The sequence below is a fragment of the Methylorubrum thiocyanatum genome (assembly GCA_014138645.1).
GTDB lineage: Bacteria > Pseudomonadota > Alphaproteobacteria > Rhizobiales > Beijerinckiaceae > Methylobacterium > Methylobacterium thiocyanatum.
In genome coordinates, this window is sequence record JACJIB010000002.1 from 197,560 (window position 1) to 219,407 (window position 21,848).

General features: G+C 71.4%; 22 protein-coding genes. 12 read left to right on the forward strand and 10 right to left on the reverse strand.

Going from position 1 to position 21,848, the window contains the following annotated elements:
- Positions 1-24 precede the first annotated feature (24 nt).
- The 5 genes from HNR51_RS04675 to HNR51_RS04695 all read left to right on the forward strand — a co-directional run bounded on the left by HNR51_RS04675 (position 25) and on the right by HNR51_RS04695 (position 5,188).
- Positions 25-1,686 (forward strand): saccharopine dehydrogenase family protein, encoded by a 1,662-nt coding sequence (locus HNR51_RS04675; RefSeq protein WP_239681459.1) that lies wholly within the window; start codon positions 25-27, stop codon positions 1,684-1,686.
- Positions 1,683-2,123 (forward strand): cupin domain-containing protein, encoded by a 441-nt coding sequence (locus tag HNR51_RS04680; RefSeq protein ID WP_182554132.1) that lies wholly within the window; start codon positions 1,683-1,685, stop codon positions 2,121-2,123. The genes HNR51_RS04675 and HNR51_RS04680 overlap by 4 nt, the downstream gene beginning before the upstream one ends.
- A 112-nt stretch (positions 2,124-2,235) precedes the next feature.
- Positions 2,236-3,453, forward strand: a complete 1,218-nt coding sequence (locus tag HNR51_RS04685; protein ID WP_182554133.1) for a Gfo/Idh/MocA family protein — start codon at positions 2,236-2,238, stop codon at positions 3,451-3,453.
- 84 nt (positions 3,454-3,537) lie between these two features.
- Positions 3,538-3,981 carry a DMT family transporter gene (locus tag HNR51_RS04690; RefSeq protein WP_182554134.1) on the forward strand — a complete coding sequence of 148 codons (444 nt, stop codon included), beginning with the start codon at positions 3,538-3,540 and terminating at the stop codon, positions 3,979-3,981.
- Positions 3,982-4,300: 319 nt separating this feature from the next.
- Complete coding sequence (locus HNR51_RS04695; protein WP_182554135.1) at positions 4,301-5,188, forward strand: LysR substrate-binding domain-containing protein; 888 nt, start codon at positions 4,301-4,303, stop codon at positions 5,186-5,188.
- A gap of 4 nt (positions 5,189-5,192) precedes the next feature.
- Here the strand turns inward: HNR51_RS04695 and HNR51_RS04700 are convergent, their stop codons facing one another.
- Entirely contained in the window at positions 5,193-6,215 is a 1,023-nt protein-coding gene (locus tag HNR51_RS04700) for a zinc-binding dehydrogenase (RefSeq protein WP_182554136.1), read from the reverse strand.
- A gap of 314 nt (positions 6,216-6,529) precedes the next feature.
- On the opposite strand from HNR51_RS04700, the gene HNR51_RS04705 reads away from it, so the two are divergent.
- Positions 6,530-9,820: a PAS domain-containing protein gene (locus tag HNR51_RS04705; protein ID WP_182554137.1), complete on the forward strand. Its 3,291-nt coding sequence runs from the start codon at positions 6,530-6,532 to the stop codon at positions 9,818-9,820.
- 62 nt (positions 9,821-9,882) lie between these two features.
- On the opposite strand, the gene HNR51_RS04710 is transcribed toward HNR51_RS04705, so the two are convergent.
- From HNR51_RS04710 to HNR51_RS04740, 7 genes are all read right to left on the reverse strand, one after another.
- Positions 9,883-10,167 carry an SH3 domain-containing protein gene (locus HNR51_RS04710; protein ID WP_152278724.1) on the reverse strand — a complete coding sequence of 95 codons (285 nt, stop codon included), beginning with the start codon at positions 10,165-10,167 and terminating at the stop codon, positions 9,883-9,885.
- An 11-nt stretch (positions 10,168-10,178) separates the two neighbouring features.
- On the reverse strand, positions 10,179-10,940 hold the full coding sequence (locus HNR51_RS04715) for an SDR family NAD(P)-dependent oxidoreductase (RefSeq protein WP_182554138.1): 762 nt from the start codon (positions 10,938-10,940) through the stop codon (positions 10,179-10,181).
- The gene (locus HNR51_RS04720) at positions 10,937-12,223 is read right to left on the reverse strand and encodes a beta-ketoacyl-ACP synthase (protein ID WP_182554139.1); all 1,287 of its coding nucleotides are present in this window, start codon (positions 12,221-12,223) and stop codon (positions 10,937-10,939) included. The genes HNR51_RS04715 and HNR51_RS04720 overlap by 4 nt, the downstream gene beginning before the upstream one ends.
- A 123-nt stretch (positions 12,224-12,346) precedes the next feature.
- Positions 12,347-13,507, reverse strand: coding sequence for a beta-ketoacyl-ACP synthase (locus HNR51_RS04725; protein WP_012456753.1), 1,161 nt, complete (start codon positions 13,505-13,507; stop codon positions 12,347-12,349).
- A complete protein-coding gene (locus HNR51_RS04730; protein WP_012456754.1) occupies positions 13,504-13,968 on the reverse strand; it encodes an ApeI family dehydratase in 465 nt (154 codons plus the stop codon). Before HNR51_RS04730 ends, HNR51_RS04725 begins: the two co-directional genes overlap by 4 nt.
- A 28-nt stretch (positions 13,969-13,996) precedes the next feature.
- The gene (locus tag HNR51_RS04735; protein ID WP_003601886.1) at positions 13,997-14,293 is read right to left on the reverse strand and encodes an acyl carrier protein; all 297 of its coding nucleotides are present in this window, start codon (positions 14,291-14,293) and stop codon (positions 13,997-13,999) included.
- A gap of 223 nt (positions 14,294-14,516) precedes the next feature.
- A complete protein-coding gene (locus HNR51_RS04740) occupies positions 14,517-15,005 on the reverse strand; it encodes a hypothetical protein (protein ID WP_182554140.1) in 489 nt (162 codons plus the stop codon).
- 375 nt (positions 15,006-15,380) lie between these two features.
- Between HNR51_RS04740 and HNR51_RS04745 the strand changes: the two genes are divergently transcribed.
- Entirely contained in the window at positions 15,381-16,484 is a 1,104-nt protein-coding gene (locus tag HNR51_RS04745) for a GGDEF domain-containing protein (RefSeq protein WP_182554141.1), read from the forward strand.
- Between the two features lie 76 nt (positions 16,485-16,560).
- Positions 16,561-17,640 (forward strand): AI-2E family transporter, encoded by a 1,080-nt coding sequence (locus tag HNR51_RS04750; protein WP_182554142.1) that lies wholly within the window; start codon positions 16,561-16,563, stop codon positions 17,638-17,640.
- Between the two features lie 4 nt (positions 17,641-17,644).
- Here the strand turns inward: HNR51_RS04750 and kdoO are convergent, their stop codons facing one another.
- Positions 17,645-18,514, reverse strand: a complete 870-nt coding sequence (gene kdoO / locus HNR51_RS04755; protein ID WP_182554143.1) for a Kdo hydroxylase KdoO — start codon at positions 18,512-18,514, stop codon at positions 17,645-17,647.
- Positions 18,515-18,831: 317 nt separating this feature from the next.
- Between kdoO and HNR51_RS04760 the strand changes: the two genes are divergently transcribed.
- The 3 genes from HNR51_RS04760 to HNR51_RS04770 are packed head-to-tail and all read left to right on the forward strand — an operon-like array spanning position 18,832 to position 20,053.
- Positions 18,832-19,278 carry a hypothetical protein gene (locus tag HNR51_RS04760; protein ID WP_063987948.1) on the forward strand — a complete coding sequence of 149 codons (447 nt, stop codon included), beginning with the start codon at positions 18,832-18,834 and terminating at the stop codon, positions 19,276-19,278.
- A 4-nt stretch (positions 19,279-19,282) separates the two neighbouring features.
- Positions 19,283-19,696 (forward strand): cupin domain-containing protein, encoded by a 414-nt coding sequence (locus HNR51_RS04765; RefSeq protein ID WP_012456761.1) that lies wholly within the window; start codon positions 19,283-19,285, stop codon positions 19,694-19,696.
- A gap of 45 nt (positions 19,697-19,741) precedes the next feature.
- On the forward strand, positions 19,742-20,053 hold the full coding sequence (locus HNR51_RS04770; protein WP_012456762.1) for a hypothetical protein: 312 nt from the start codon (positions 19,742-19,744) through the stop codon (positions 20,051-20,053).
- Between the two features lie 137 nt (positions 20,054-20,190).
- On the opposite strand, the gene HNR51_RS04775 is transcribed toward HNR51_RS04770, so the two are convergent.
- On the reverse strand, positions 20,191-20,661 hold the full coding sequence (locus HNR51_RS04775; protein WP_012456763.1) for an Hsp20 family protein: 471 nt from the start codon (positions 20,659-20,661) through the stop codon (positions 20,191-20,193).
- Positions 20,662-20,843: 182 nt separating this feature from the next.
- On the opposite strand from HNR51_RS04775, the gene HNR51_RS04780 reads away from it, so the two are divergent.
- On the forward strand, positions 20,844-21,833 hold the full coding sequence (locus HNR51_RS04780; protein ID WP_182554144.1) for an alpha/beta fold hydrolase: 990 nt from the start codon (positions 20,844-20,846) through the stop codon (positions 21,831-21,833).
- Positions 21,834-21,848 lie beyond the last annotated feature (15 nt).

Below are 21,848 nucleotides of genomic sequence, written 5' to 3' on the forward strand. Positions count from 1 at the left end.
GGCGGTCCGTCCGCCGTCCTCGTGGTGGGCGGGGCCGGCGCCTTCGGAGCGCGGCTCGTCGCCGGGCTCGCCGCCACCACCGACCTTCCGGTGATCGTCGCCGGCCGCGACCTTGCCCGGGCGGAGGCGGTGGCGCGCACCGTGCCGGAGGGCCGCGGGCGGGCGGTCCGCCTCGACACGGCAAGGGTGGGGGCTTCGGAACTGCGGGCCGTCGGCGCGGGCATCGTGGTGGACGCCGCCGGGCCGTTCCAGGGCGGCGCGCCGGTGCTCGCCCGTGCGGCCATCGAGGCCGGCCTGCCCTATCTCGATCTCGCCGACGGGCGCGACTTCGTGGCGGCCTTTCCCGCCCTCGACGCGGCGGCGCGGGCAAATGGCGTCGTCGCATTGACCGGCGCCAGCTCGACCCCCGCCCTGTCGAACGCGGCGCTCGACGCGCTCACCGAAGGCTGGCGCGCGGTCGAGACCGTGCGGGTCGCCATCGTGCCGGGCAACCGGGCGCCCCGCGGCCTCTCGGTGATGCGGGCGATCCTGTCCTATGCCGGGCAGCCGGTGCGGGTGCTGCGGGCCGGTGCGTGGCAGAGCCGGCCCGGCTGGGGATTGATGAGCCGGATCACCGTGCCGGGCCTCGGCCGGCGCTTCGCCAGCCTGTGCGAGACGCCCGACCTCGACATCCTGCCCGCCCGCTTTCCCGCCCTGCGCACGGCCCTGTTCCGGGCGGGGCTCGAACTGCCGGCGCTGCATCTCGGCCTGAGCCTCGCGAGCCTGCCGGTGCGGTGGCGCCTGCTGCCCTCGCTCGTGCCCTTCGCCCGTCCCTTCCTGGCGATGGCCGGCGGGCTCGACCGCTTCGGCAGCGACCGCGGCGGCATGAGCGTCGAGGCGCTGGGCCGTGACGCCGCCGGGCGGCCGACCCGGGCCGTGTGGAGCCTCGTCGCCGAGGCCGGCGACGGGCCCTACGTCCCGACGCTTCCCGCCCTCGCCGCGATCCGCCGGCTCACCGAGCCGTCCGCTGCGCCGATCCCGCCCGGTGCCCGCCCCTGCACCGGCGTGCTGCCGCTCGCCGCGATCGAAGCGGAGATGGCCCGCCTCGCCATCCGCACCCGCCGCGACACCGATCATCCCGCGCCGCTGTTCGAGCGCGCGCTCGGGACCGGCTTCGCGGGAATGCCGGAGGCGGTGCGCGCCCTGCACGGCTCGGTCGGCGACGGCGCGTTCCGCGGCCGGGCCGAGGTCTTGCGCGGGCGCGGGGCCGCGGTCGCCCTCGTCGCCGGGCTGTTCCGGTTGCCGCCCGCCATGGCAGACGGACCGATCCGCGTCACCATGGAGCCCGACCCTGAGGCCGGCGAGGAGCGCTGGACCCGCTCGTTCCCGGGCCGCCGCTTCGCCAGCCGGATGCGGCTCGCCGGCCCCGGCGGGCGCGGGCGGGTGCGGGAGTGGTTCGGCCCGTTCGCGATGGACCTCGCGGTCAGCGCCCATCCGGCCGGGCTCGACATGGCGGTGACGGGCTGGCGGCTCGGGCCGCTGCCGCTGCCGCGGGCCTTGCGCCCGACGACGCAGGCGAGCGAGCGGGTGGATGCGCAGGGCCGCTTCCGCTTCGACGTGGCCCTGTTCCTGCCATTCGTCGGACTGCTCGTGCATTACCGGGGCTGGTTGATCCGCGACGTCGCGAGAGAGGAAGAGACCCCATGACGAACGGGCTGACGGCCGCGCAGGTGATCGATGCCCTCGGGCTCCAGCCCCATCCGGAGGGCGGGCATTACCGCGAGACGTTCCGCGATCCCCGCACCGTGGACGGCCGCTCGGTCGGCACCGCGATCTACTATCTGCTCGGGGTCGGCGAGACCTCGGCCTGGCACCGGGTGGATGCGGCCGAGATCTGGCACTGGCATGCCGGTGCGCCGATGGTGATCACGATGAGCCCCAACGGCCACGACGCCTCCGCCCACCACCTAGGCCCCGATCTCCTGCGCGGCCAGCGCCCGCAGCTCGTGGTGCCGGCGGGGCACTGGCAGACGGCGACCAGCCTCGGCGCCTGGACGCTTGTCGGCTGCACCGTCTCCCCGGGCTTCGAGTTCGCCGGCTTCGAGATGGCGCCCGAGGACTGGCGTCCGACCCCGCGGAGCTGACGGCCGGGCGCGGGCGGCTGTCGGACGGCATCATGCCGCAGTCCGGCTGCGACGGATCGGACGTTGCCCGGTCAGGGCCCTCACCGCGGACCCGCTGCCCGGAGCCGTTCGTTTGCACGATCCCTCGAAGTCCCGCCGCCTGTTCCTCGCCGGAGGGGCCGCCGGTCTCGGTGCCGCCATCGCCGGAGGCCGGGCCGCTGCGCAGGCCGATCGGGGTCCGATCCCGACCGGGCCGGTCGGGCGCCCGGAACCGAAGCTCGAGGAGGAGCCGCCGCTGCCGCTCGATCGCCGGCTGGGCTGGGCGGTGGTCGGCCTCGGGGACTATGCTCAGGGCTACGTCCTGCCCGCCCTCGCCCGTGCCCGACGCTCCCGGGCGGTCGCGCTCGTCTCGGGCAATCCCGAGAAGGCGAAGCGCGTGGCCGCCCGCTACGGCGTGGGGGAGACCGCGCTCTACGGCTACGATACGATGGGGCGGCTCGCCGGGAACGACGCGGTCGGCGTCGTCTACATCGTCACCGCCAATGCGACCCATGCCGAACTGACGGTGAAGGCGTTCGAGGCGGGCAAGCACGTCTTCTGCGAAAAGCCGATGGCGAATTCGCCGGCCGAGTGCCAGCGGATGATCGACGCCGCCAAGGCCGCCGGCCGCAAGCTGATGATCGCCTACCGGGCGCATTGGGAGCCGCACAATCTCCGCGCCAAGGCGATGCTCGATTCGGGGGAATTGGGACAGGTGTGGTTCGCGTCCTCCGACCATCACCGGCCCCTCGATCCGTCGCTGCCCCGCGACCAGTGGCGGATGAAGCGGGACGTGGCCGGCGGCGGCTCCCTCGTCGATATCGGCATCTACAGCCTCAACGGGCTGCAATGGTTCCTGGGCGAGAGCCCGAATGCCGTCGCGGCGACGATGCAGGCGCCCCCCGGCGATCCGCGCTTCGCCGAGGTCGAGAACGTGTTCAGCGCCGAACTCGCCTTCCCCTCGGGCCGGCGGGCGACGATCTCCTCGGGCTACACCGCCAGCAAGAAGCGCATCGACCTGTGGGGCGACCGGCTCGTCGCGACCCTCGATCCGGCCACAGCCTATCAGGGCAACCGCCTCGTGGTCTCGAATGCGAAGAAGGCCGAGGAGATCCTGACCGAGGAGACCAGCGCCGCCCAGTTCACCGGCGAGATCGACCACTTCTCGCAGGCCGTGACCGAGGGCACCGAGGTGCGCACGCCCGGCGAGATGGGCCTGCGCGACATACGCCTGATCGAGGCCCTCTACCGCGCCGCCCGCGAGCGCCGCTGGCTCGACCTCAACCCGGACATGACCGTGCGCGAGGCCTGAGACGCGCAACATCCGAGCGAAGGCCGGTTCCGCCATCCCGAAGGGATCGACCGGATCTGGTATGACACGCAGCGGAGCCGACCGATGCCGTTCCTCATCGCCGCCGCGGCCGCCGTCGCCGGCATCCTCAACACGGTGCAGTCGGGCGCCAACGCCTCGCTCAACAAGGCGCTCTGCCAGCCGATCCTCGCGGCCCTCGTGGTCACCGCGGCCAATGTCGCGGTCTACCTCGCCGCCGCACCCTTCGTCGGGATCGGCTGGCCGGGGAGCCAGCGGTTCGCCGGCGTGCCGTGGTGGGCGTGGCTCGGCGGGGCGATGGGGGCGACCTACGTGCTCGCCACGATCTTCATCGCCGAACGGCTCGGCGCCGCGGTGTTCACCGGCATCACCGTGACGGCGGCCATCGTCACCTCGGTCGTGCTCGACCATTACGGCTGGGTCGGGTTCGCCCAGCACACCGCCGACCCCTGGCGCATCCTCGGCTGCGCGCTGATGATCGGCGGCCTCGCCCTCGTCTGCCTGCGCTGATGCGGCGGCCCTTCCCGGTCGGGGACGAGGCCGCCCGTCCGCGTCACGCCGAGATCGGCCAGGAGCCGCGCGTCGAGGCCCGCCAGCGCCTCCGTAATCGCGCCGCGATGGGCCGCGCGCCGCGCCGTCCGTCGGCGATGCCAGCCCGCGAAAAGGCCGCTGAATCCCCGGCGCAGGGTGTCTGCGTACCGCCCGATCATCGTCGCCTCCCTTCTGGCCGCAGCGATGATGCGGCGGGTCGTGCGGTGAGTCGAACGAATTGATCTCACGCCAACGATGAGCGATGCTCATCATGGCATCGTGCCGCCGGAGCCGGATCGTGGGCGCGCTCTATTCGTCGAACCTCGATCTCGACCTCGTCCGCACCTTCGTGACGATCTGCGAAGCCGGTACCTTCGCCCGCGCCGCCGAGCGGGTCGGGCGCACACCCTCGGCGGTCAGCCTTCAGGTGAAGCGGCTTGAGGAGCGCCTGGGTCGGGCGCTGTTCCTGCGCCAGCCCCGCGCAGTGGTGCCGACCGCCGACGGCGAGGCGCTGCTCGGGCTCGGCCGGCGCCTGCTGGCCGTGAACGACGAGGTGGTGGCCTTCTTCGATGCGCCGCCGATGGAGGGGCGGGTGCGGTTCGGCGCGCCCAACGATTCCGGCCTGTTCGCCCTGCCGGCGATGCTGCGCCGCTTCGCCGCCACCCATCCGCAGGTCGAGGTGGATGTCCGGCTCGACGCCAGCCGCCTGCTGGTGGAGGCGGTGGCGCAGGGCGATCTCGACCTCGTGCTCTATACGGGCCATTGCCCGTCGAACCGCCCGGCGCAGGTCGTCCACTCGCAGGATCTGGTCTGGATCGGCCTGCGCGGCGGCCTCGCCGAGGCGCGCCGGCCCCTGCCGCTGGCCCTCTGCCAGAGCGGCTGCACGTGGCGGGCGGCGGCGCTCGATGCGCTCGATGGGGCGGGCATCGCCTACCGGATCGCCTATACCAGCGAGCATTGCCAGGGGCAGATCGCGGCGGTGGAGGCCGACCTCGCGGTGGCGCCGCTGCCCGCGAGCGTCGCCGGCCCGCCCTTCCAGCGGATCGCATCCCTGCCGCCGCTCGGCAGCTACGACGTGCTGACGCGCCTGCGCGACGGCGCCGGGCCGGCGGCGCGGGCGCTCGCGGGCCATGTCGCGGACAGTTTTCGCGAGGTCCCCGGCCTCGCGAGCCGGCTCTTCGCCTGACCCGTCAGAGCGTCACGAGGATCTTCCCGAACACCTTTCGCGATTCCAGGCGCTCCAGGCCCTGGGCGAAGTCGGCGAGCGGCAGCACCGTATCGATGACGGGCGTGAGGCCCTCGGCCATCTTGTCGAGGCTCTCGCGCATGTTGGCGATGCGGCAGCCGAACGAGCCGGTGATGCGGTATTGCTGCTGGAACAGCTGCATCAGGTTCATCTGAACCGAGACGCCCGAGGTCGAGCCGCAGGTGACGAGCCGCCCGCCCCGCTTCAGGCAGAGAAGCGAGCCGTTCCACGTCTCGGGCCCGACATGCTCGAACACCACGTCCACGCCCTTGCGCTTGGTCAGGCGGCGAACCTCGCCCTCGAAGCGCTCCTCGCGGTAGTTGATGACGTGGTCCGCGCCGAGCGCCCGCGCCTTCTCGCCCTTCGCGTCGTCGCCCACCGTGGTGTAGACGGTGCAGCCGATCGCCTTGGCCATCTTGATCGCCGCCGTGCCGATGCCCGAGCCGCCGGCCTGGATGAGGATCGACTCGCCGGGCTCCAGCCGCGCATTGTCGAACAGCATGTGCTGGACCGTGCCGAAGGCGATGCCGGCGCAGGCCGCCTGGACGTGGTCGACGCCCCCCGGCACCTTCACCACGAGGCGGGCCGGCAGGTTCACCCGCTCGCGGGCGAAGCCGTCGAGATGGAAGCCCATCACGCCCGAGACGTCCTCGCACAGGTTGTCGCGTCCCTCCCGGCAGGCACGGCATCGTCCGCAGGTCAGCGCGCCGTAGGGCACGACCGGATCGCCGACGGAGAGCCCCTCGACGCCCTCGCCGACGGCCGCGATCTCGCCCGCCGCCTCGGCGCCGACGGTGAGCGGCAGCTTGCGCTTGGCGAACGCCATTCCGCGAAACCCCCACACGTCGATGAAGTTGAGGCCGACCGCGCGCACCCGGATCTGCACTTCGCCCGGGCCCGGGGCGGGGGGCGGCTCGACCTCGGTGAGGCGCAGGTCGCGGTCGCCGAAGAGCTGGAGGGCTTGCATCAGGAGTGATCTCGTCCGCGGAAGGAAGGAGCCCGATCGTCCCGGATGGCTTCCGGCCGGGCAGGCTGGGACCTCCGTATCGCGAAACGGCCGGGCCGTGGAAGGCTGTGACCGAAGGGCCCTATCGAACTGGGGACAGGCAACCCGGCGGGTGCTCCTCTCGCGCTGCGACGACCTTTCGCGTTCGACCCTACCCCGGTCTTTCCGATACTGTGCCAGACCTGCAAAGAACGATGGGGTGACTTTTTCCTGCAGTCGTGTCTATGCGGCGGTAGGTGCGAAAAGAAATGACAGATTGGCCGCGCGGCGAAGGCATGGCGAAGCAGATCCGTGTCCATGACTGGGCACGGACGCCGCTCGGGCCAATCGAGGATTGGTCGCAGGGCTTGAAGACGGTCGTCGAGCTGATGCTCGGCTCACCCCTGCTGGCTGCCATCGCTTGGGGGCCAGACCTAACCGTGCTCTACAACGACGGATTCGAGGCCATCAACGCCGCCCGAGTCCACGCTCCGCTGGGACGGCCCTTCAGTGATGTCTGGCCGACGGCGGAGGGCGAGGAGATCGCCCGGCAGCTCCGCCGTGGGGAGGCGCGACACACGATCGACCGTTTCTGGCAATTGCCCGCGCGGCCGGAGCGGCCCTTCGGCTGGTTCACGTTGAGCTGGACGCCTATTCGGGACGAGGCTGGCGGCGTCCTCGGCGCCTATCTCTCGACAATCGAGACGACCGACCGGATCCTAGCCGAGCGTGCCCTGCGGGAGCGCGAGGAGCAGCAGGCCTTCGTGCTCGGCCTCAGCGACGCGCTGCGTCCCCTCGCCGATCCGCTCGAAGTCCAGGCCGTCGCCTGCCGGCTTCTGGGCGAACACCTTCAGGCGGATTACACCTACTACCTCGACCTGTACGAGGCCGAGGGCTTCGCGGTCATCGCACAGGACTTCGCACGCGCCGGTCTTCCCTCGCGGGCGGGGTCATATCCGCTCGATCTCGTCGACTGGGCAATACCCCATCATGAGCAGGGCCAGCCGATCGCGATCACCGATGTGCGGACGTCGCCTATGGTCCCGGACCACTGCCGGGAAAGGGTGCTGGCCGACCGGGTCGTGAGCCTGCTCGGCATTCCGCTGCTGAAGGAGGGCCGCCTCGTCGGTGCGCTCGCCGTCTCCATGACGACACCGCGGGAATGGACCCCTGCGGAGATCACGCTGGCCACCGAGATCGGCGAGCGCACCTGGGCGACGATGGAGCGGGCCCGTGCGGAGAAGACGGCGCGCGAGGCCGACATCCGCCTGCGCACCATGGCCGATGCGGCCCCGGTCCTGATCTGGGACGTGCATTCGAGCGGCACGATCTTCGTCAACGACCACTATCTCGACTTCTTCGGTGTCGCCTCCGATGCCGTCGGAGCGCATGTCTGGGAGAGGTTCCTGCATCCCGAGGATGCCGAACGGCACCTGGCCGTCTTCCGGGAGGCGTTCAGGCAGCGCCGATCGTTCACCGACGAGGCCCGGCTCCGCCGCGCCGACGGGCAGTATCGCTGGCTGAGCAGCTCCGGCCGGCCGTTGGAGGACGGCCGCTTCGTCGGCGTCTCGATCGATGTCACCGAACGCCGCCTCGCCGAAGAGCGCGTCAGGCGCAACAACGCCGTCCTCCAGGCGATCAACCTCATCTTCAGCGAGACGCTGGGCGCCTCCTCGGAGGAGGAACTGGCGCGCATCTCCCTCGATGTCGCCGAGGAACTGACCGGCAGCGCCATCGGCTTCATGGGCGAGATCGACGCGGCGACCGGGCGCCTCGACGGCCTGTTCTTCAGCGACCGGAGCCGGGCCCGCCACGCCGCGCGAGCGCCGGAAGGGGGGAGCAGCCTGCCGCTGGACGCGCTGTCGCTGGAACTCGCGGTCAACGGCATCTACGGGCGCGTGCTGCAGGACGGCGCGGGCTTCATCGTCAACGATCCCGTCCCACATCCGAACCGCAGCGGTGCCTCGCTCGCCCACGTGCCGCTGACGGCCTTCCTCGGCGTGCCGCTGAAGCAGGGTGACCGGACGCGGGGCCTGATCGGGCTCGGCAACCGCGAGGGTGGCTACCGGCCGGAGGATCTGGAGGCCGCGGAGGCGCTGGCACCCGCGATCTGGCACGCCCTGCGGGCCAAGCGCGCCGAGTTGCGCCTGCGCGAGAGCGAGGAGCGGTTCCGGCAATTCGCCGAGGCGTCCTCCGACGTCCTCTGGATCCGCGACGCGGAGACGCTCAAGATGGAGTTCGTCAGCCCGGCGCTGCGGACGGTCTATGGCCTCGAAACGGACGTGCTCGGAAGCGACGTCCAGCGATGGGCCGGCCACATGCTGCCGGAGGATCGCGGGCGCGCCCTGCAGAACCTACAACGGGTTGCCGCCGGTCAATCGCTGCTGAACGAGTTCCGCATCAAGCGCCCGAGCGACGGGGCCTTCCGCTGGATCCGCAGCACGCTGTTCCCCCTGCGCGACGAGCAGGGCCGTGTGCGGCGCATCGGTGGCCTCTCCTCCGACATGACCGAGGCCAAGCTGCTGACCGGGCATCAGGCCGTGCTCATGGCCGAGTTGCAGCACAGGGTGCGCAACATCATGGCGGTGACCCGCTCGATCGTCGCCCGCACCGGCGAGCGGGCGGAGAGCGTGTCCGAGTACGCGTCCCTCGTCGGAGGGCGGCTCCTGACGCTGGCCCGCGTTCAGGCGCTGCTGACCCGCTCCGCCAATGCCGGCGTGCCCGTGGCCACTATCGTCCACGACGAGATCGATGCCCAAGCCCTGCGCGAGGACCAGTACGACCTGTCCGGACCCGAGGTCGAGCTGTCGCCGAAGGCGGCGGAGATCCTGACGCTCGCGGTCCACGAACTGGCGACCAACGCCCTGAAATACGGGGCGCTATCGGTGCCGGAGGGCCGGGTGCGGGTGCGCTGGACCTTGTTCGACAAGCGCGGCGAGTCGTGGCTCGGCTTCGATTGGGCGGAGGATGGTGTGCCGGGCGCGGAGACCCGCAACGACGATCGAACCGAGCATCCCTCGATGACGCGCCGCGGCTTCGGCCGTGAACTGATCGAGGGGCGTCTGCCTTACGAACTGGGTGGACGCGGCCGCCTGGAAATCGGCCCGGAGGGCGCGCGTTGCCGCCTCGAGTTTCCGCTGCGCGACGGGGCCAGCATCCTGGAGACCGATGCCCCGCAGCGCGCGACCGTATCCGGAGGAGCGCTCGACATGACCGGTGAAGCAGACCTGAGCGGCCACCGCATCCTCGTTGTGGAGGACGACTACTATCTCGCCACCGACACGGCGCGTGCCCTTCAGGGGGCGGGAGCGGAAGTCATCGGTCCCTGCCCGAGCGAGGAGGCGGCCCGCGACGCCCTCGAAGAGGGAGCGCCCGCAGCTGCGCTGGTGGACATCAACCTGGGCTCGGGGCCGTCCTTCGCCCTGGCGGCGCTGCTGCGGGAGCGCGGCGTGCCGTTCGTGTTCATCACGGGCTACGACGAGGGTGTGATCCCGCCGGATTTCGCCGATGTCGAACGCCTGCAGAAGCCGGTCGAGCTGAAGCGGGTCGTTCAATTCGTCGCCGAGACGCTGCTGCCGCCGAGTTAGCACCTCGCCCGAACGGTGGAGTCGGGCTTTCAGGACGATGCACGATCGACGACAAAAGCCGTTCAATCCGGCGTCAGGTAGCGCCGCCGGGCCCAGCCGAGGGTACGCTCGAACCTGACTCGGCACCATGTGAGCCCGCTCGGCGTCGCATTGGTGCAGCCGAAGCCGAGCACCCGGCGTCCGGCCGGGATCTGCCCGAGAGCCGGCGCACCCGCATCCGGCGCCTCGCGGATCGTCAGGCTGTCGTCCCGCGGCAGGCCCTCGACCCGGAAGGTCTCGGCGCCCCGCGCGGACACGCCCCCGGCAAGCAGCAGGGCGACGGCGAGGGCGGGCAGGCAGCGGGGCATGGCGGACCGCGTCAGGTGCGATGGATGCCCATCATTGCGGTCAGGCCGCCGTCGACGGGGAGAACCGCGCCGGTGATGTAGGCCCCGCCCTCCCCGATCAGGAAGGCGGCCATCGCCGCGACCTCCTCCGGCCGCGCGAACCGGCCGAGCGGGATCTGGCGCTCGATGCCCTCGCGGTGGCTGGCATAGGCCGCCAGCATCTCGGTGTCGATGAAGCCGGGCGCGATGACGTTGACCGTCACCCCGCGCTTGGCCGATTCGACGGCCAGCGTCCGGCAATAGGCGATTAGGGCGCCCTTGGTCGCCGCATAGGCCGCGTTGCCGGCATTGGCCTGGAGCGCGGCCACCGAGCCGATGGCGACGATGCGGCCCGACCGCGCCCGGATCATCCCGCGCACCAGCGCCTTGGCGATCCGGGTCATCGACCAGAAGTTCACCTGCATCGCTGCCTCGGCCCGCTCGCGGTCGAGCATGGCCGCGAGCGCATCCGCCGACTGGCCGGCATTGTGGACGTAGCCGTAGAAACCTTGCCCCTCGATCGTTTCGCAGAATGCTTCAATCGCGTCGCGGTCCGACAGGTCGAGGGCGTGGGCGGTGACGCGCGCCTCTCCATGCGTCCGCACCAGCTCGTCGGCGAGCGCCCCGGCGCGCTCCGGCGAGGAGCGGTAGGTGAAGGTCACGTCGTAACCGGCGGATGCCAGGGCGCGAACAGTCGCCGCGCCGAGCCCGGAGGCGCCGCCGACGACGAGGACGGATTTCCTCTCCTCACTCATGCGGGCTCGTCTCCGAGGACGAGGCAGGTGTTCTGCCCGCCGAAGCCGAAGGAATTCGACAGCACCCGCGCGACGCGGGCGTCGCGGGCGGTCCCCACCACGTCGAGCAGCAGCGCCGGGTCGGGCAGAGCGTAGTTGATCGTCGGCGGGATGCGCCCGTGCCGGATCGTCAGCAGCGAAACCACCGCTTCGATGGCCCCGGCCGCGGTGAGCGTATGGCCGATCATCGACTTGTTGGAGGAGATCGGCAGGCTCCCGATCCGCTCGCCGAACACCGCCGAGCAGCCGAGCGCCTCCATCTTGTCGTTCTCCGGCGTCGAGGTGCCGTGCGCGTTGACATGGTCGATCGCCTCGGGCGCGACGCCCGCATCGTCCAGCGCCGCGCGCATCGCCGCGATGACCGGTGCGCCGTCCGGGCTGGAGCGGGTGCGATGGAAGCCGTCGCCCTTCTCGCCGCAGCCGAGCACGTAGCCGAGGATTTTCGCCCCCCGCGACCTGGCGGATTCGGCGCTTTCCAAGACCAGGGCGGCGGCGCCCTCGCCCATGACGAAGCCGTCGCGATTCTTCGAGAACGGCTTCGAGGCCCCCTCCGGCGGGTCGTTCTGGGTCGAGAGCGCCGAGAGCAGCGAGAAGCGGATCAGCGATTCCGGGTTCACCGAGCCGTCGGTGCCGATGCACAGCGCGGCGTCCATCTCGCCCCGGCGGATCGCCTCGACGCCGAGTTGGATCGCGGTGGCGCCCGACGAGCAGGCGGTGGAAAGCGAGATCGGCGAGCCGCGGGTGCCGAAGCGGTCGGCGAGCCGGTCGGCCACCGTGCCGAAGATGAACAGGTCGTGCCACGCGTCGAAGCGGCGGGTCGCGGCGGCCTGCTGGAGGCCGGCATAGGTCACCGCCTCCGGCTCGCCCGCGGCCTCCGCCAGCGCCTGGCGCTGCGGCCATTCCATCTCGACCGGCGGCACCGCCACGAACAGCCCGCCGGGAAAGCCCGCGCCGATCCCGGCCTGGGTCACGGCCTCCTCCGCCGCCACCATGGCGAAGCGCTCCGACAGGAGCGGCGCCACCAGCGGGTCGGTGTCGAGGAAATCGACGGTGCCGGCGATCCGGGTCCGCAGGCCCTCGGTGGGGAAGCGGGAGATGGCGCGGATGCCGGAGCGGCCGGCGGTCAGCGCGTCCCAGTTCTCGGCGACGCCGCGGCCGAGCGAGGTGACGATGCCGAGACCTGTCACCGCGACGAGCGGACGTCCCTGGGCGTCGTGGGTGGAGGAGGAGCGCGGTTCTGCCATCGGGGCCTCAGACCATCTTCTCGGCCGGCCCGCATCCGGACCGCCGCGACGGCGATCTCCGGACCGGCAGCCTCATTCCTGCATCCTCCCGATGAAGCGGTGACCGCTTCATCGGGAGGCGCACTAGACCTTTACGACCCGGATCACGCCCTCGCCGCGGCGGTGGCCGACGGAGGTGACCGCCACCTCGCGCGCCGAGCCGACCGCGCAGAGCGCTGCCGCCAGAGCCGCGCCGAACGGGGCCGCGACCTCCATCGGGTGGCCCACCACGTCGCCCGTGGCGCGGATGCCCGCGCCCGGCAGCGCCGCGTGGATCCCGGCGATCTCCTCCGCGGCGAGATCGGATAGGCCGGTGGCGCCGGAGAGCACCACGTCCGGCCGCTCGACCCCGGCCTCGCCGATGAGCCGGGTCAGGCTCGCCTGGACGCTTCCCGGCGCGCGGGCCACCCGGTCGTTGGCCACCGGCATCAGCCGGGCCAGCGCCCGGGCGCCGCGGGCGGCGGCATGCTCGGCCGCTTCCAGAACGAGGAAGGCGGCGGCGCTGCCGAGCACGAAGCCGCCATTGCCGTCGCCTCCGCGTTCGAAGACCGGGCGGTAGGCCGGTTTCAGCAGGAAGCCGCCCATCTCGTGGATGACCATCACGTCCGGACGCTCGGCGTTGTAGGAGCCGCCGACCATCATGGTCTCGACCTGACCCGAGGCGATCCGGGCATGGGCGATGCGCAGGGCATCGACGCCGCTCGACTCCTCGCCCATGAAGGTGCGCGAGGCCCCCGTGACGCCGTGGACGATGCTGATATTGCCCGCGAGCAGATTCGAGAGCTGCGCCAGGAACAGGGTCGGCCGCAGGTCGTTCAGCAGCCGCTCGTTGAGGAAGGCGCCGGCCTCGTTCGTCCCGCGCAGGCCCGTGAGGATCGCCCCGTCGACGGCGTAGTCGCGCTCGCCGCCGCCCGCGGCCACCACGAGCGGGAGCGCCGACTTGAAGCCCGCATCGTCCTTCACGCCGGCCGAATCGAGGGCGAGCCCGGCGGCGTAGACCCCGAGCCGCTGCCACCCCTCCATCTGGCGCTGATCCGACTTCTTCGGGATCTGCGCGTCAAGGGCGAGCGGCGCGACCGGGTGCACCGGATAAGGCGCGAAGGTCTCGGCATCCGTGCGCGGCGGCGCGTGGGAGGCGAAGGCGCTCAGATGCGCCTCGATGCCCTCGCCGGCGCAGGAGACGAGGCCGATCCCGGTGACGACGACGTCACGGGCCTGGACGTCACGGGCCTGCGGACGGCTCACGGCTGGGCTCCATCCAGAAGGCCGATCTTCCGGGCGCGCTCGCGCATCGGCGCATCGAGGCCGGCCGGGAACGGCATGGTGCGGAACCGCAGTTCCGCGTCGCAGAGCGCCTTGCCCTCGTGGCGGATGGCGGCCTTCGTCACCGCGTAGCCCGAGCCGTCGTGCTCAAGGCTCGCCGTGATGTCGAGGGCGGCGCCGGGGCCGACGAAGGAGCGAAAGCGCGCCTTGTCCACCGCCATCAGGAACGGCATCTGCGCGAAGTCGAGATGGGCCAGCACGAGGTAGCCGGAGGCCTGGGCCATGGTCTCGGTCAGCAGGACGCCCGGCACCAGCGGATGGCCGGGAAAATGCCCCTCGAAGACCGGGCTCGCCTCCGGCACGAGCGCCCGCGCCTCGATGCGGCCGGCGGCGCGGTCGAGCCGCACCACGGAATCGATCATCTCGAAATATTCGAGCCGCATCGCGCGCGAATCCCCGATGCCCGGCGGATCAGGCCTTGGCGGCCTTCTCGGCGACCAGCGCGTCGATGCGCGCGCAGAGGTTCTTCAGCACGAAATACTGCTCGGCCGGGACCTTGCCCTCGTTGACCTCCTGGGTCCAACGCTCCAGCGGCAGCTTGATCCCGAAGGCCTTGTCGACCGCGAAGGCGATGTCGAGGAAGGCGAGCGAATCGATGCCGAGATCGTCGATGGCGTGGCTCTCGGGGGTGATCTTGTCGCGCGGGATGTCCGCCGTCTCGGCGATGATGTCCGCGACGCGGTCGAAGGTGGCGGTCTCGTTCGACATTAGGGCTGGCCGCTTTCTCGATTCTTCATGTCCGGCGTCGCCGACCCCTCACGCGGCACGCCCCCATGGCGCCCGAGCCGGTCCGCGGCCCCGCTTCGCCGCCGGTTCCCGATGGCGCTACTGAAAAGATCGCGACCCCTTACACGAAGCGGTGGAGCGCGGGCAACCTCGGGCATCGCAGAGCGGCCCGGCCGGTCTCCCGCGCGCCTCTCCCCGCTGCCCTTCAGCCGGCCGAGCGGCTGAGGTCGAGCGCCGGGGCGCGGGTATCCGCCCCCTGCCGCGGCCGCTCGCGGCCGCTGCGGCGGCCCTCCAGCGGGAGCGTCCGCTTGCGCCCCGGCACGCGCGGGCGCACCAGCTCGCCGAGCGCCACGAAGCGGTCGTTATGGCGCTGGCCCGCATCCTGGATGCCGAAACCCAGGGCGAAGGAGCGGGCGAGATCCGCATCCGCCGTGACGCCGTAACGCTCCAGCGCGGCCAGGAAGACACGGCGGAAGCTCACCGGCGCGCACCACGCCTTCTCGGCGAGCTGCATCGGCCACGTCCAGAGACCATCGCCGCGGCGGCTGGCGATCTCCTCGCGGGCGATGAAGTAGCCGCTCGCCGCATGTTCGAGGCCGTCGTCGCGGAGGCACCAGTCCCGGTCGGGGGAGGCGTTCTGCGCCGCAGGAGCCGGCCGGTCGATCACGTCGTCGTCGAAGCCGATCTCGATCATGGAAGCCTCCTGCCTTGCTCCGCCGCGAGGGCGGCGAATCGGTCCGGAACGTTCCATGAACAGTGCGTCCGGGCGCCGGAGAGGTCAAGCCTTTGTTCGCAGTTCGTTCCGATTGCGGAGGCTGTGCAGGGTTGCCGAGGGCGGCATGTGAAACGGCGCTCTCCGGGTAAGGTGGAGAGCCAAGGCCGGTCCGCCGAACCCGCTTCGTCATGCTCAGGCAACCCGGACGGGGTGTAGCCAAGTCTGATCGTGGCCGGACGGGATTGAAGCAGCCATGGCTCGGCCGGCCGAACGCAGTCGAGCGGTCTCGTTCTTAAGGTTTCGGCGGCATGGTGCCGGCCGTGACGATTCGGTGCCGGAGCGCTTCCCCAGATCATGGTCGCCTTGCCGAATGTCCCGACGCTGGGCCTGTGCAGCATTCTGTCGAGCCTCGCCTTCTTCGGTGTCTTCCTGTGTCTCTGGGGCGGGCGGCGCGATGAAACCTATTTCCTGCACTGGGCCGGTGGCTCGCTGAGCTACGCTCTCGCGATTTTCTGCTTCAATCATCTCGCGCCGTCGCCGCTGCAGACCGGACTGCTCTACGGCGTGCTCTCGGCCAGCACGCTGGCAGTGCTGACGGGCGTGCGCCGCTTCGACGGGCGGCCCCCGTTCCGTCCGTGGATGCTGCTGCCGATTCTGGTCGCGAGCCTCGGCTACATCCTGCCGGCTCTCACCCTCGGGCCGGACGATGCGGCGTGCCGGATCGGCGGCACTTTCGGCAGCCTGCTGACCATGGCCGTCGCCGGGAGCAGCCTTGCCCTCGGCCGAGCGTCCCGGCCATCGCCGGGACGGCGCATCGCGGGGGCGGCGCTGCTGGCCTACATTCCCGGCTTCGTCGCGGCGATGGTGGCGGAAGCCGTGGGCGGCGCGGAGGTCAACATGGCGGCCCTGATCCCGCTCCTCTCCGACCAATTGCTGCTCGCCGTCCTCAATCTCGGCCTCATCACCATGCCGGGGGAGCGGGCCCAGGCGGAGTTGCGCGAGGCGGCCCGGCGCGACTTCCTGACCGGCGCCTGGAACCGGGCCGGCCTCGCTGCTCTCGCTCCGCGTCTGCTGCGGCCGGGCACGGCGGTGATCGTCCTCGACGTCGATCACTTCAAGGCGATCAACGACGGTCACGGCCACGCCGCCGGCGACCGCGTGCTCACGGCGCTCGCGGGCAGCGTCCAAACCGTCATTCCCGAGCCCGATGCCAGCCTTGTCCGCCTCGGCGGCGACGAGTTCGTCCTGCTCGTGGCCGACCGGAGCCCGGCCGAGGCGCGCTGGATCGCCGACGAGATCCGCCAGAGATCCGGGCGGGGGAACGGCCTTCCGGCCTGGACGATCAGCCTCGGCATCGCCGCGGTCGAGCCGGGCGAGACCGACTTTTCGGCAGCCATCGAGCGGGCCGACCGCTCGCTCTACCGGGCCAAGGCCGAGGGGCGCGACCGCGCGGCCTGACGCCGGCCCTGGATTGCGGCTCGAACCGCCATAGGTTGCCCGCGCCGCCACAGCGGCGGAACGGAGCGAGGCGGCGATGCGCCCGAGCGATCAGACGGAGCCCGAGGCCGCCCGCATCCAGAGGGTGCTGCGCGCCCTCTTGGTCGCGGCCTTGCTGGGGCTCGGCCTCTATATCCTGCACGGGTTCCTGCGGGCGCTGGTCTGGGCGCTGGTGCTCGCCATCGCCCTGTGGCCGCTCTTCAACCGCGCCCGCCACCGCTTCCCGCCGGGGCGGCACAACATCCTCTGGCCGGCCATCTTCACCGGCCTCGTCGCCGGGCTCCTGCTGCTGCCCATCGCCGGGCTGGCGGTCGAGGCGGGCCGCGAGGCGCACGACCTTCTGGCCTATGCCCGCGAGGCCGAGCGCAACGGGATCCCCGTCCCGGACTTCGTCGCCCACCTGCCCTATGGGGCTGCGGCCGTCACCGAGTGGTGGAACGCCCACCTCGCCCATGCGGGTCTGGCGCATGAAGTGACCGAGCGCCTCAACACCACCTCGAACCGCGATCTGACCCGCACCCTCGGGGCTGGGCTGGTGCACCGGGTGGTGTTGTTCGGCTTCTGCCTGCTGGCGCTGTTCTTCCTCTTCCGCGAGGGCGATGCGGTGGTCGCCCAGTCGCTGCGGGCGAGCCAGCGCCTGTTCGGGCCCCGCGGCGAGCGGGTGGCGCGCCAGATGGTGGCCTCCGTCCACGGTACCGTGGACGGGCTCGTCCTCGTCGGGATCGGCGAGGGTTTCCTGCTCGGGATCGTCTACGCGCTGGCCGGCGTGCCGCATCCGGTGCTGTTCGGGGCGCTCACCGCGGTCGCCGCGATGATCCCCTTCGGCGCGCCCCTGGCCTTCGGCCTCGCCGCCGTGCTGCTCCTGGCGGGCGGGGCGGTGGTTCCCGCCGCGATCGTGGTGGCGGCCGGCTTCGTCATCACGTTTGTGGCCGACCACTTCGTGCGCCCGGCGCTGATCGGCGGCACCACCCGCCTGCCCTTCCTGTGGGTGCTGCTCGGCATCCTCGGCGGCGTCGAGACCTTCGGCCTGCTCGGGCTGTTCGTCGGCCCGGCGGTGATGGCCGCGCTGATCCTGCTGTGGCGGGAACTGACGGAGGGGCCGGAGGCGTCGGCCTGACCCCTCAGTGCTTCAGCGGCCGGCCGAGCTTGCGCGCCAGGATCCGCTGCGGGCTCTTCTCCGGATCCGCTTGGTCGGCGACCGCGATGTAGGCGGTCTGCTCCAGCATGTAGCGCCCGCCCATGGCGCCGTGCATCACGAGGTCGGAAAAGGTCACCCAGGTCTCGCCGGGCTGGAAGCGCACATCCGCCTGCGGCGCGTTGGCCTGGTAGTCCAGGTCGCGCTTCAGGGCGTCGTGGAGGTGCAGCATCAGGTGGTCGTATTCCGAGCGCTTGGCCTTGGTGATCTTCAGCGCGGCGAGCAGGCTCGCCGAGAGGCCCGAATAGCCCGGCAGCTTCGGCAGGAACTTCTCCGCCATCGAACCGAAATCCTCGCCGACCCGCCACAGCCGCGGCTGACCCTCGGCGTTGATGTTGCGGAAGATGCGCAGGATGCGCCGCTCGCCGATCGGGTTCGAGGGGAAGGCATCGACATGCATGCGCGTGTCGTCGCGCCGCCAGCTCAGCTTGCGCTTGTCGACGTCGAACGGCCGGTAGGACGTCCCCGCGAGCGAGACCTTGTTGCGATAGGCCGGGAGATAGGTGTCGATCAGATTTTCCGCGAAGCGCCGGTAGCGCACCAGCATGTCACGCAGGCGCGCCTGCTCCTCCTCGCTGCCGGCCCCGCCGCGCAGCGCGGCGGTCTCGTTGCGGATCGCGACGTTCTTGGCCTTGCCGTCGGCGAAGGGGCGCTCGACGAAGCGCTGCTCGAAGGCGTCGAGGGGGAAGTCGAGGTCGCGGAAGACGAGGACCGAGCCGCTCTCGAGCGCTTCGACGAGGCCGGGCGCGCCCGGCACCGCCTCGGAGCGGGAGACGGGAAGGACGGGGCTGATCATGGCTGATGGTGTCCGCACGATACGATGGTGCGCGGTGTACCCGACCGGCTCGTGCCCTGCCAACACGTGAAGCGGGCCGGACGAACCGCCCGTCTGCGACCGTTTTCCCGGAGCGTAACGGCGCAGGACGGCGGACGGCGCGGTTCGTGCGAGGGGGCGGTCGCCGCGGCCGATCGCCCGGCCCGGCCGTTTTGCGGTGGACGAGGCGGTCTCCCCGCTTGCCCCGCCTCGCACAGGCGCGTCTCCTCGAAACGGCAACCTGAGGCCCGGGCGCGGCGTTCTCCTGCCGACGTCCGCCCCTGGACGAGGAACCGGCCATGGCGACGCTGAAGGAATTCGAGGAGTCCCTGCGCGAGCACGGCATGCACATGGCGCTCGCCCTGCTGGAGCGCCTGCGCGAGCGCGACCGCCAGACCCGCACCATCCGCCCGGCCCGCCGCATCACCGGCCAGAAGATGACCCCGGACCTCGCCCGCGCGATCCTGGAATTGCACGCCTCCACCGGCATGACCCAGCAGGAGATCGCCTTCAAGGTCGGGGTGAACCAGGGCCGGGTCAACGAGGTGATCAAGCGCGGCAAGTGGCTCGACGACGACCCCCACGCCCCCGAGGCGGTCGCCCGCGACAAGGCCAAGGCGCGGATGCGCGCCGACCCCAAACCGCAGGCGAAGCCGCGCCCGAAGCCGTCCGCGCGCAGGGAAGCCCCCCGGGCGGCCAAGCGGCCGGCGGCGCCCCAGGGGCAGCTCGCCTTCGGGGACCTGTAGGGCGATGGCCGGGACGGGCGAGGCGCTCTGCCGGGTGGTGCGCCCCGGCGAGCCTTTCACCGGCCGCCAAGGCCTGTCCTACGCGCCCGGCATCTCGGCGGAAACGGCGGGGGCCACGGGCATCCATCTCCAGATGGTGACGATCCCGCCCGGTGCGCGGGCCAAGGCGCACAAGCACGAGGGTCACGAGACCGCGATCTACGCGCTCGCGGGCACCTCCTGCACGTGGTGGGGCGAGCGCCTGGAGCACCACACCGAACTGAAGCCCGGCGAGTATTTCTACATCCCGGCCGGCGTGCCGCACCTGCCCTACAATCCGAGCGCCACGGAACCCTGCACGGCGATCATCGCCCGCACCGATCCGAACGAGCAGGAGAGCGTGGTGCTGCTGCCGGAGCTCGACGGGATCCATCCGTGACCGGCGCGGTTGAGGGGGCAGTTCCCCTCGCGCCGGACCCTGTTCATGCGACGCGTTCTCGTGTCCCTGCTCCTCTCGTGGGCCGTGCTCGCCGCCGGCCTCTCGCCGGCCCTGGCGCAGCGCCCCTCGACCACGAACCTCACCTGTGCCCAGGCCCGCACCGTGGTGGCGCGGCAGGGCGCGGCGGTGCTCGGCACCGGCGGGCCGACCTTCGACCGCTTCGTGCGCGACCGCTCGTTCTGCGAGGCGACCGAGATCGGCCGACGCGCTTTCGTGCCGACCCGCGACAATCCGGGCTGCTTCGTCGGATACACCTGCTACGAGCCCGGTCCCGGCGACCGGTTCGGGGATTTCTAGAGCATCGTTTTGAAAGGTGGCCGCCGGCTTTCGGAAGACGACGATGCGAAACAAAGAGTCGAGAGCACCCACGCGAAAACGCCCCGGCCTGTTCGGCCGGGGCGCGCCTCTGTGGGGTCAGACTGGCGCTTGAGCGCTTACGCGGCCTGCTGGACCGAGCCCTCGATCACCGGCTGGCTCGATGGGCGGCTGGCGATCTCGATGCGGCGCGGCTTCTTCGCCTCCGGGACCTCGCGGACGAGATCGACATGGAGGAGGCCGTTCTCAAGCGCGGCGCCGGTCACCTGGACGTGGTCGGCGAGCTGGAAGCGGCGCTCGAAGGCGCGGGCGGCGATGCCCTGATAGAGGACTTCGGCGGACTTGCCCTCGGCGGGCTTGCGCTCGCCCTTGATGGTGAGGGCGTTCTCCTTCACCTCGATCGACAGGTCGGCCTCGGTGAAGCCGGCGACCGCGACGGTGACGCGGTAGACGTTCTCGCCGGTGCGCTCGATGTTGTAGGGCGGGTAGGTCGGAGCAGACTCGGTACTCACGAAACCGTCGAGGGCCGAAAACAGGCGGTCGAAACCGACGGTGGAACGGTACAGGGGGGCCAGATCGAACTGACGCATCACATATCCTCCAGAAGAAGCAACATGCTCGATGTATTCGGGTCCGCCCGTGGGCCGGACCGTCGCACCGCCGTCTCGGCCGGTGCATTGATGATATTGGTGGGCCCGGAAAACCGTGCAAGAGCCTGCTTGCGAGGATTTTGCATGAGCTTTGCGAAAAATTTTTCAGAGGCGCGACCACCGTGCTGAGCCTGCGACCCACCCCCGGCAATCCGGTGCCGCCCGGCGCCCGCCTCGTGCCGGTCGAGACCGCCGACGGCGTCTCCCTGCGGGCCGCCACGTGGCAGCCGACGACGCGCAGCGTGAAGGGCACGGTCTGCCTGCTGCAGGGCCGGGCCGAGTTCATCGAGAAGTACTTCGAGACGATCTCGGACCTGCGCGCCCGCGGCTTCTGCGTCGTCGCCTTCGACTGGCGCGGCCAGGGCGATTCCGGTCGGCAGGTGCGGGACGCCCACAAGGGCCATGTCCGCCACTTCGACGACTATCGTCTCGACCTCAAGGCGATCACCGAAACCGTGCTGGTGCCGATGATGCCCGAGCCGTATTTCGGGCTCGCCCATTCCATGGGCGGGGCGGTGGCGCTGACGATCGCGGCGGAGGGCCGGCTGCCGTTCCGGCGGCTCGTGACAGTGGCACCGATGCTGGCGATCCGCATGGTGCGTTGGCCGGCGGGCGCCTCTCTGCTGGCGCGCGGCCTCCACCGTCTGGGGCTCGGGCGGTGCTACATCCCGTTCGGCAAGGCCGTCTCGATCGCGACGAAACCGTTTGCCGGCAACCGCCTCTCGACCGATCCGGCGCGCTACGCCCGCAACGCGGCGGCTGCCCGCGAGGTCGGTGCCGGGGCGGTCGGCGATCCGACCATCGCCTGGCTCGCCTCCGCCTTCCGGGCGATGCGCCGGCTGGAGGATCCGGCGACGGTCCGGCGCATCCGCACGCCCTGCCTGATCGTTGCCGCCGGGGCCGACCCCGTCTGCAGCACGCCGGCGGTCGAGCGCTTCGCCGCGCGGCTCAAGACCGGCCACCTGATCGTGCTGCCGGGCGCCCGCCACGAGATCCTGACCGAGTGCGACGCCGTCCGCACCGATTTCTGGGCGGCCTTCGACGCCTTCATTCCCGGCCACGGGGCGCACGGCGTCGCGGAGGAGGCATCGCACCCTGCCGAAGTCGGCTGAGGGTGCGACGGCCGT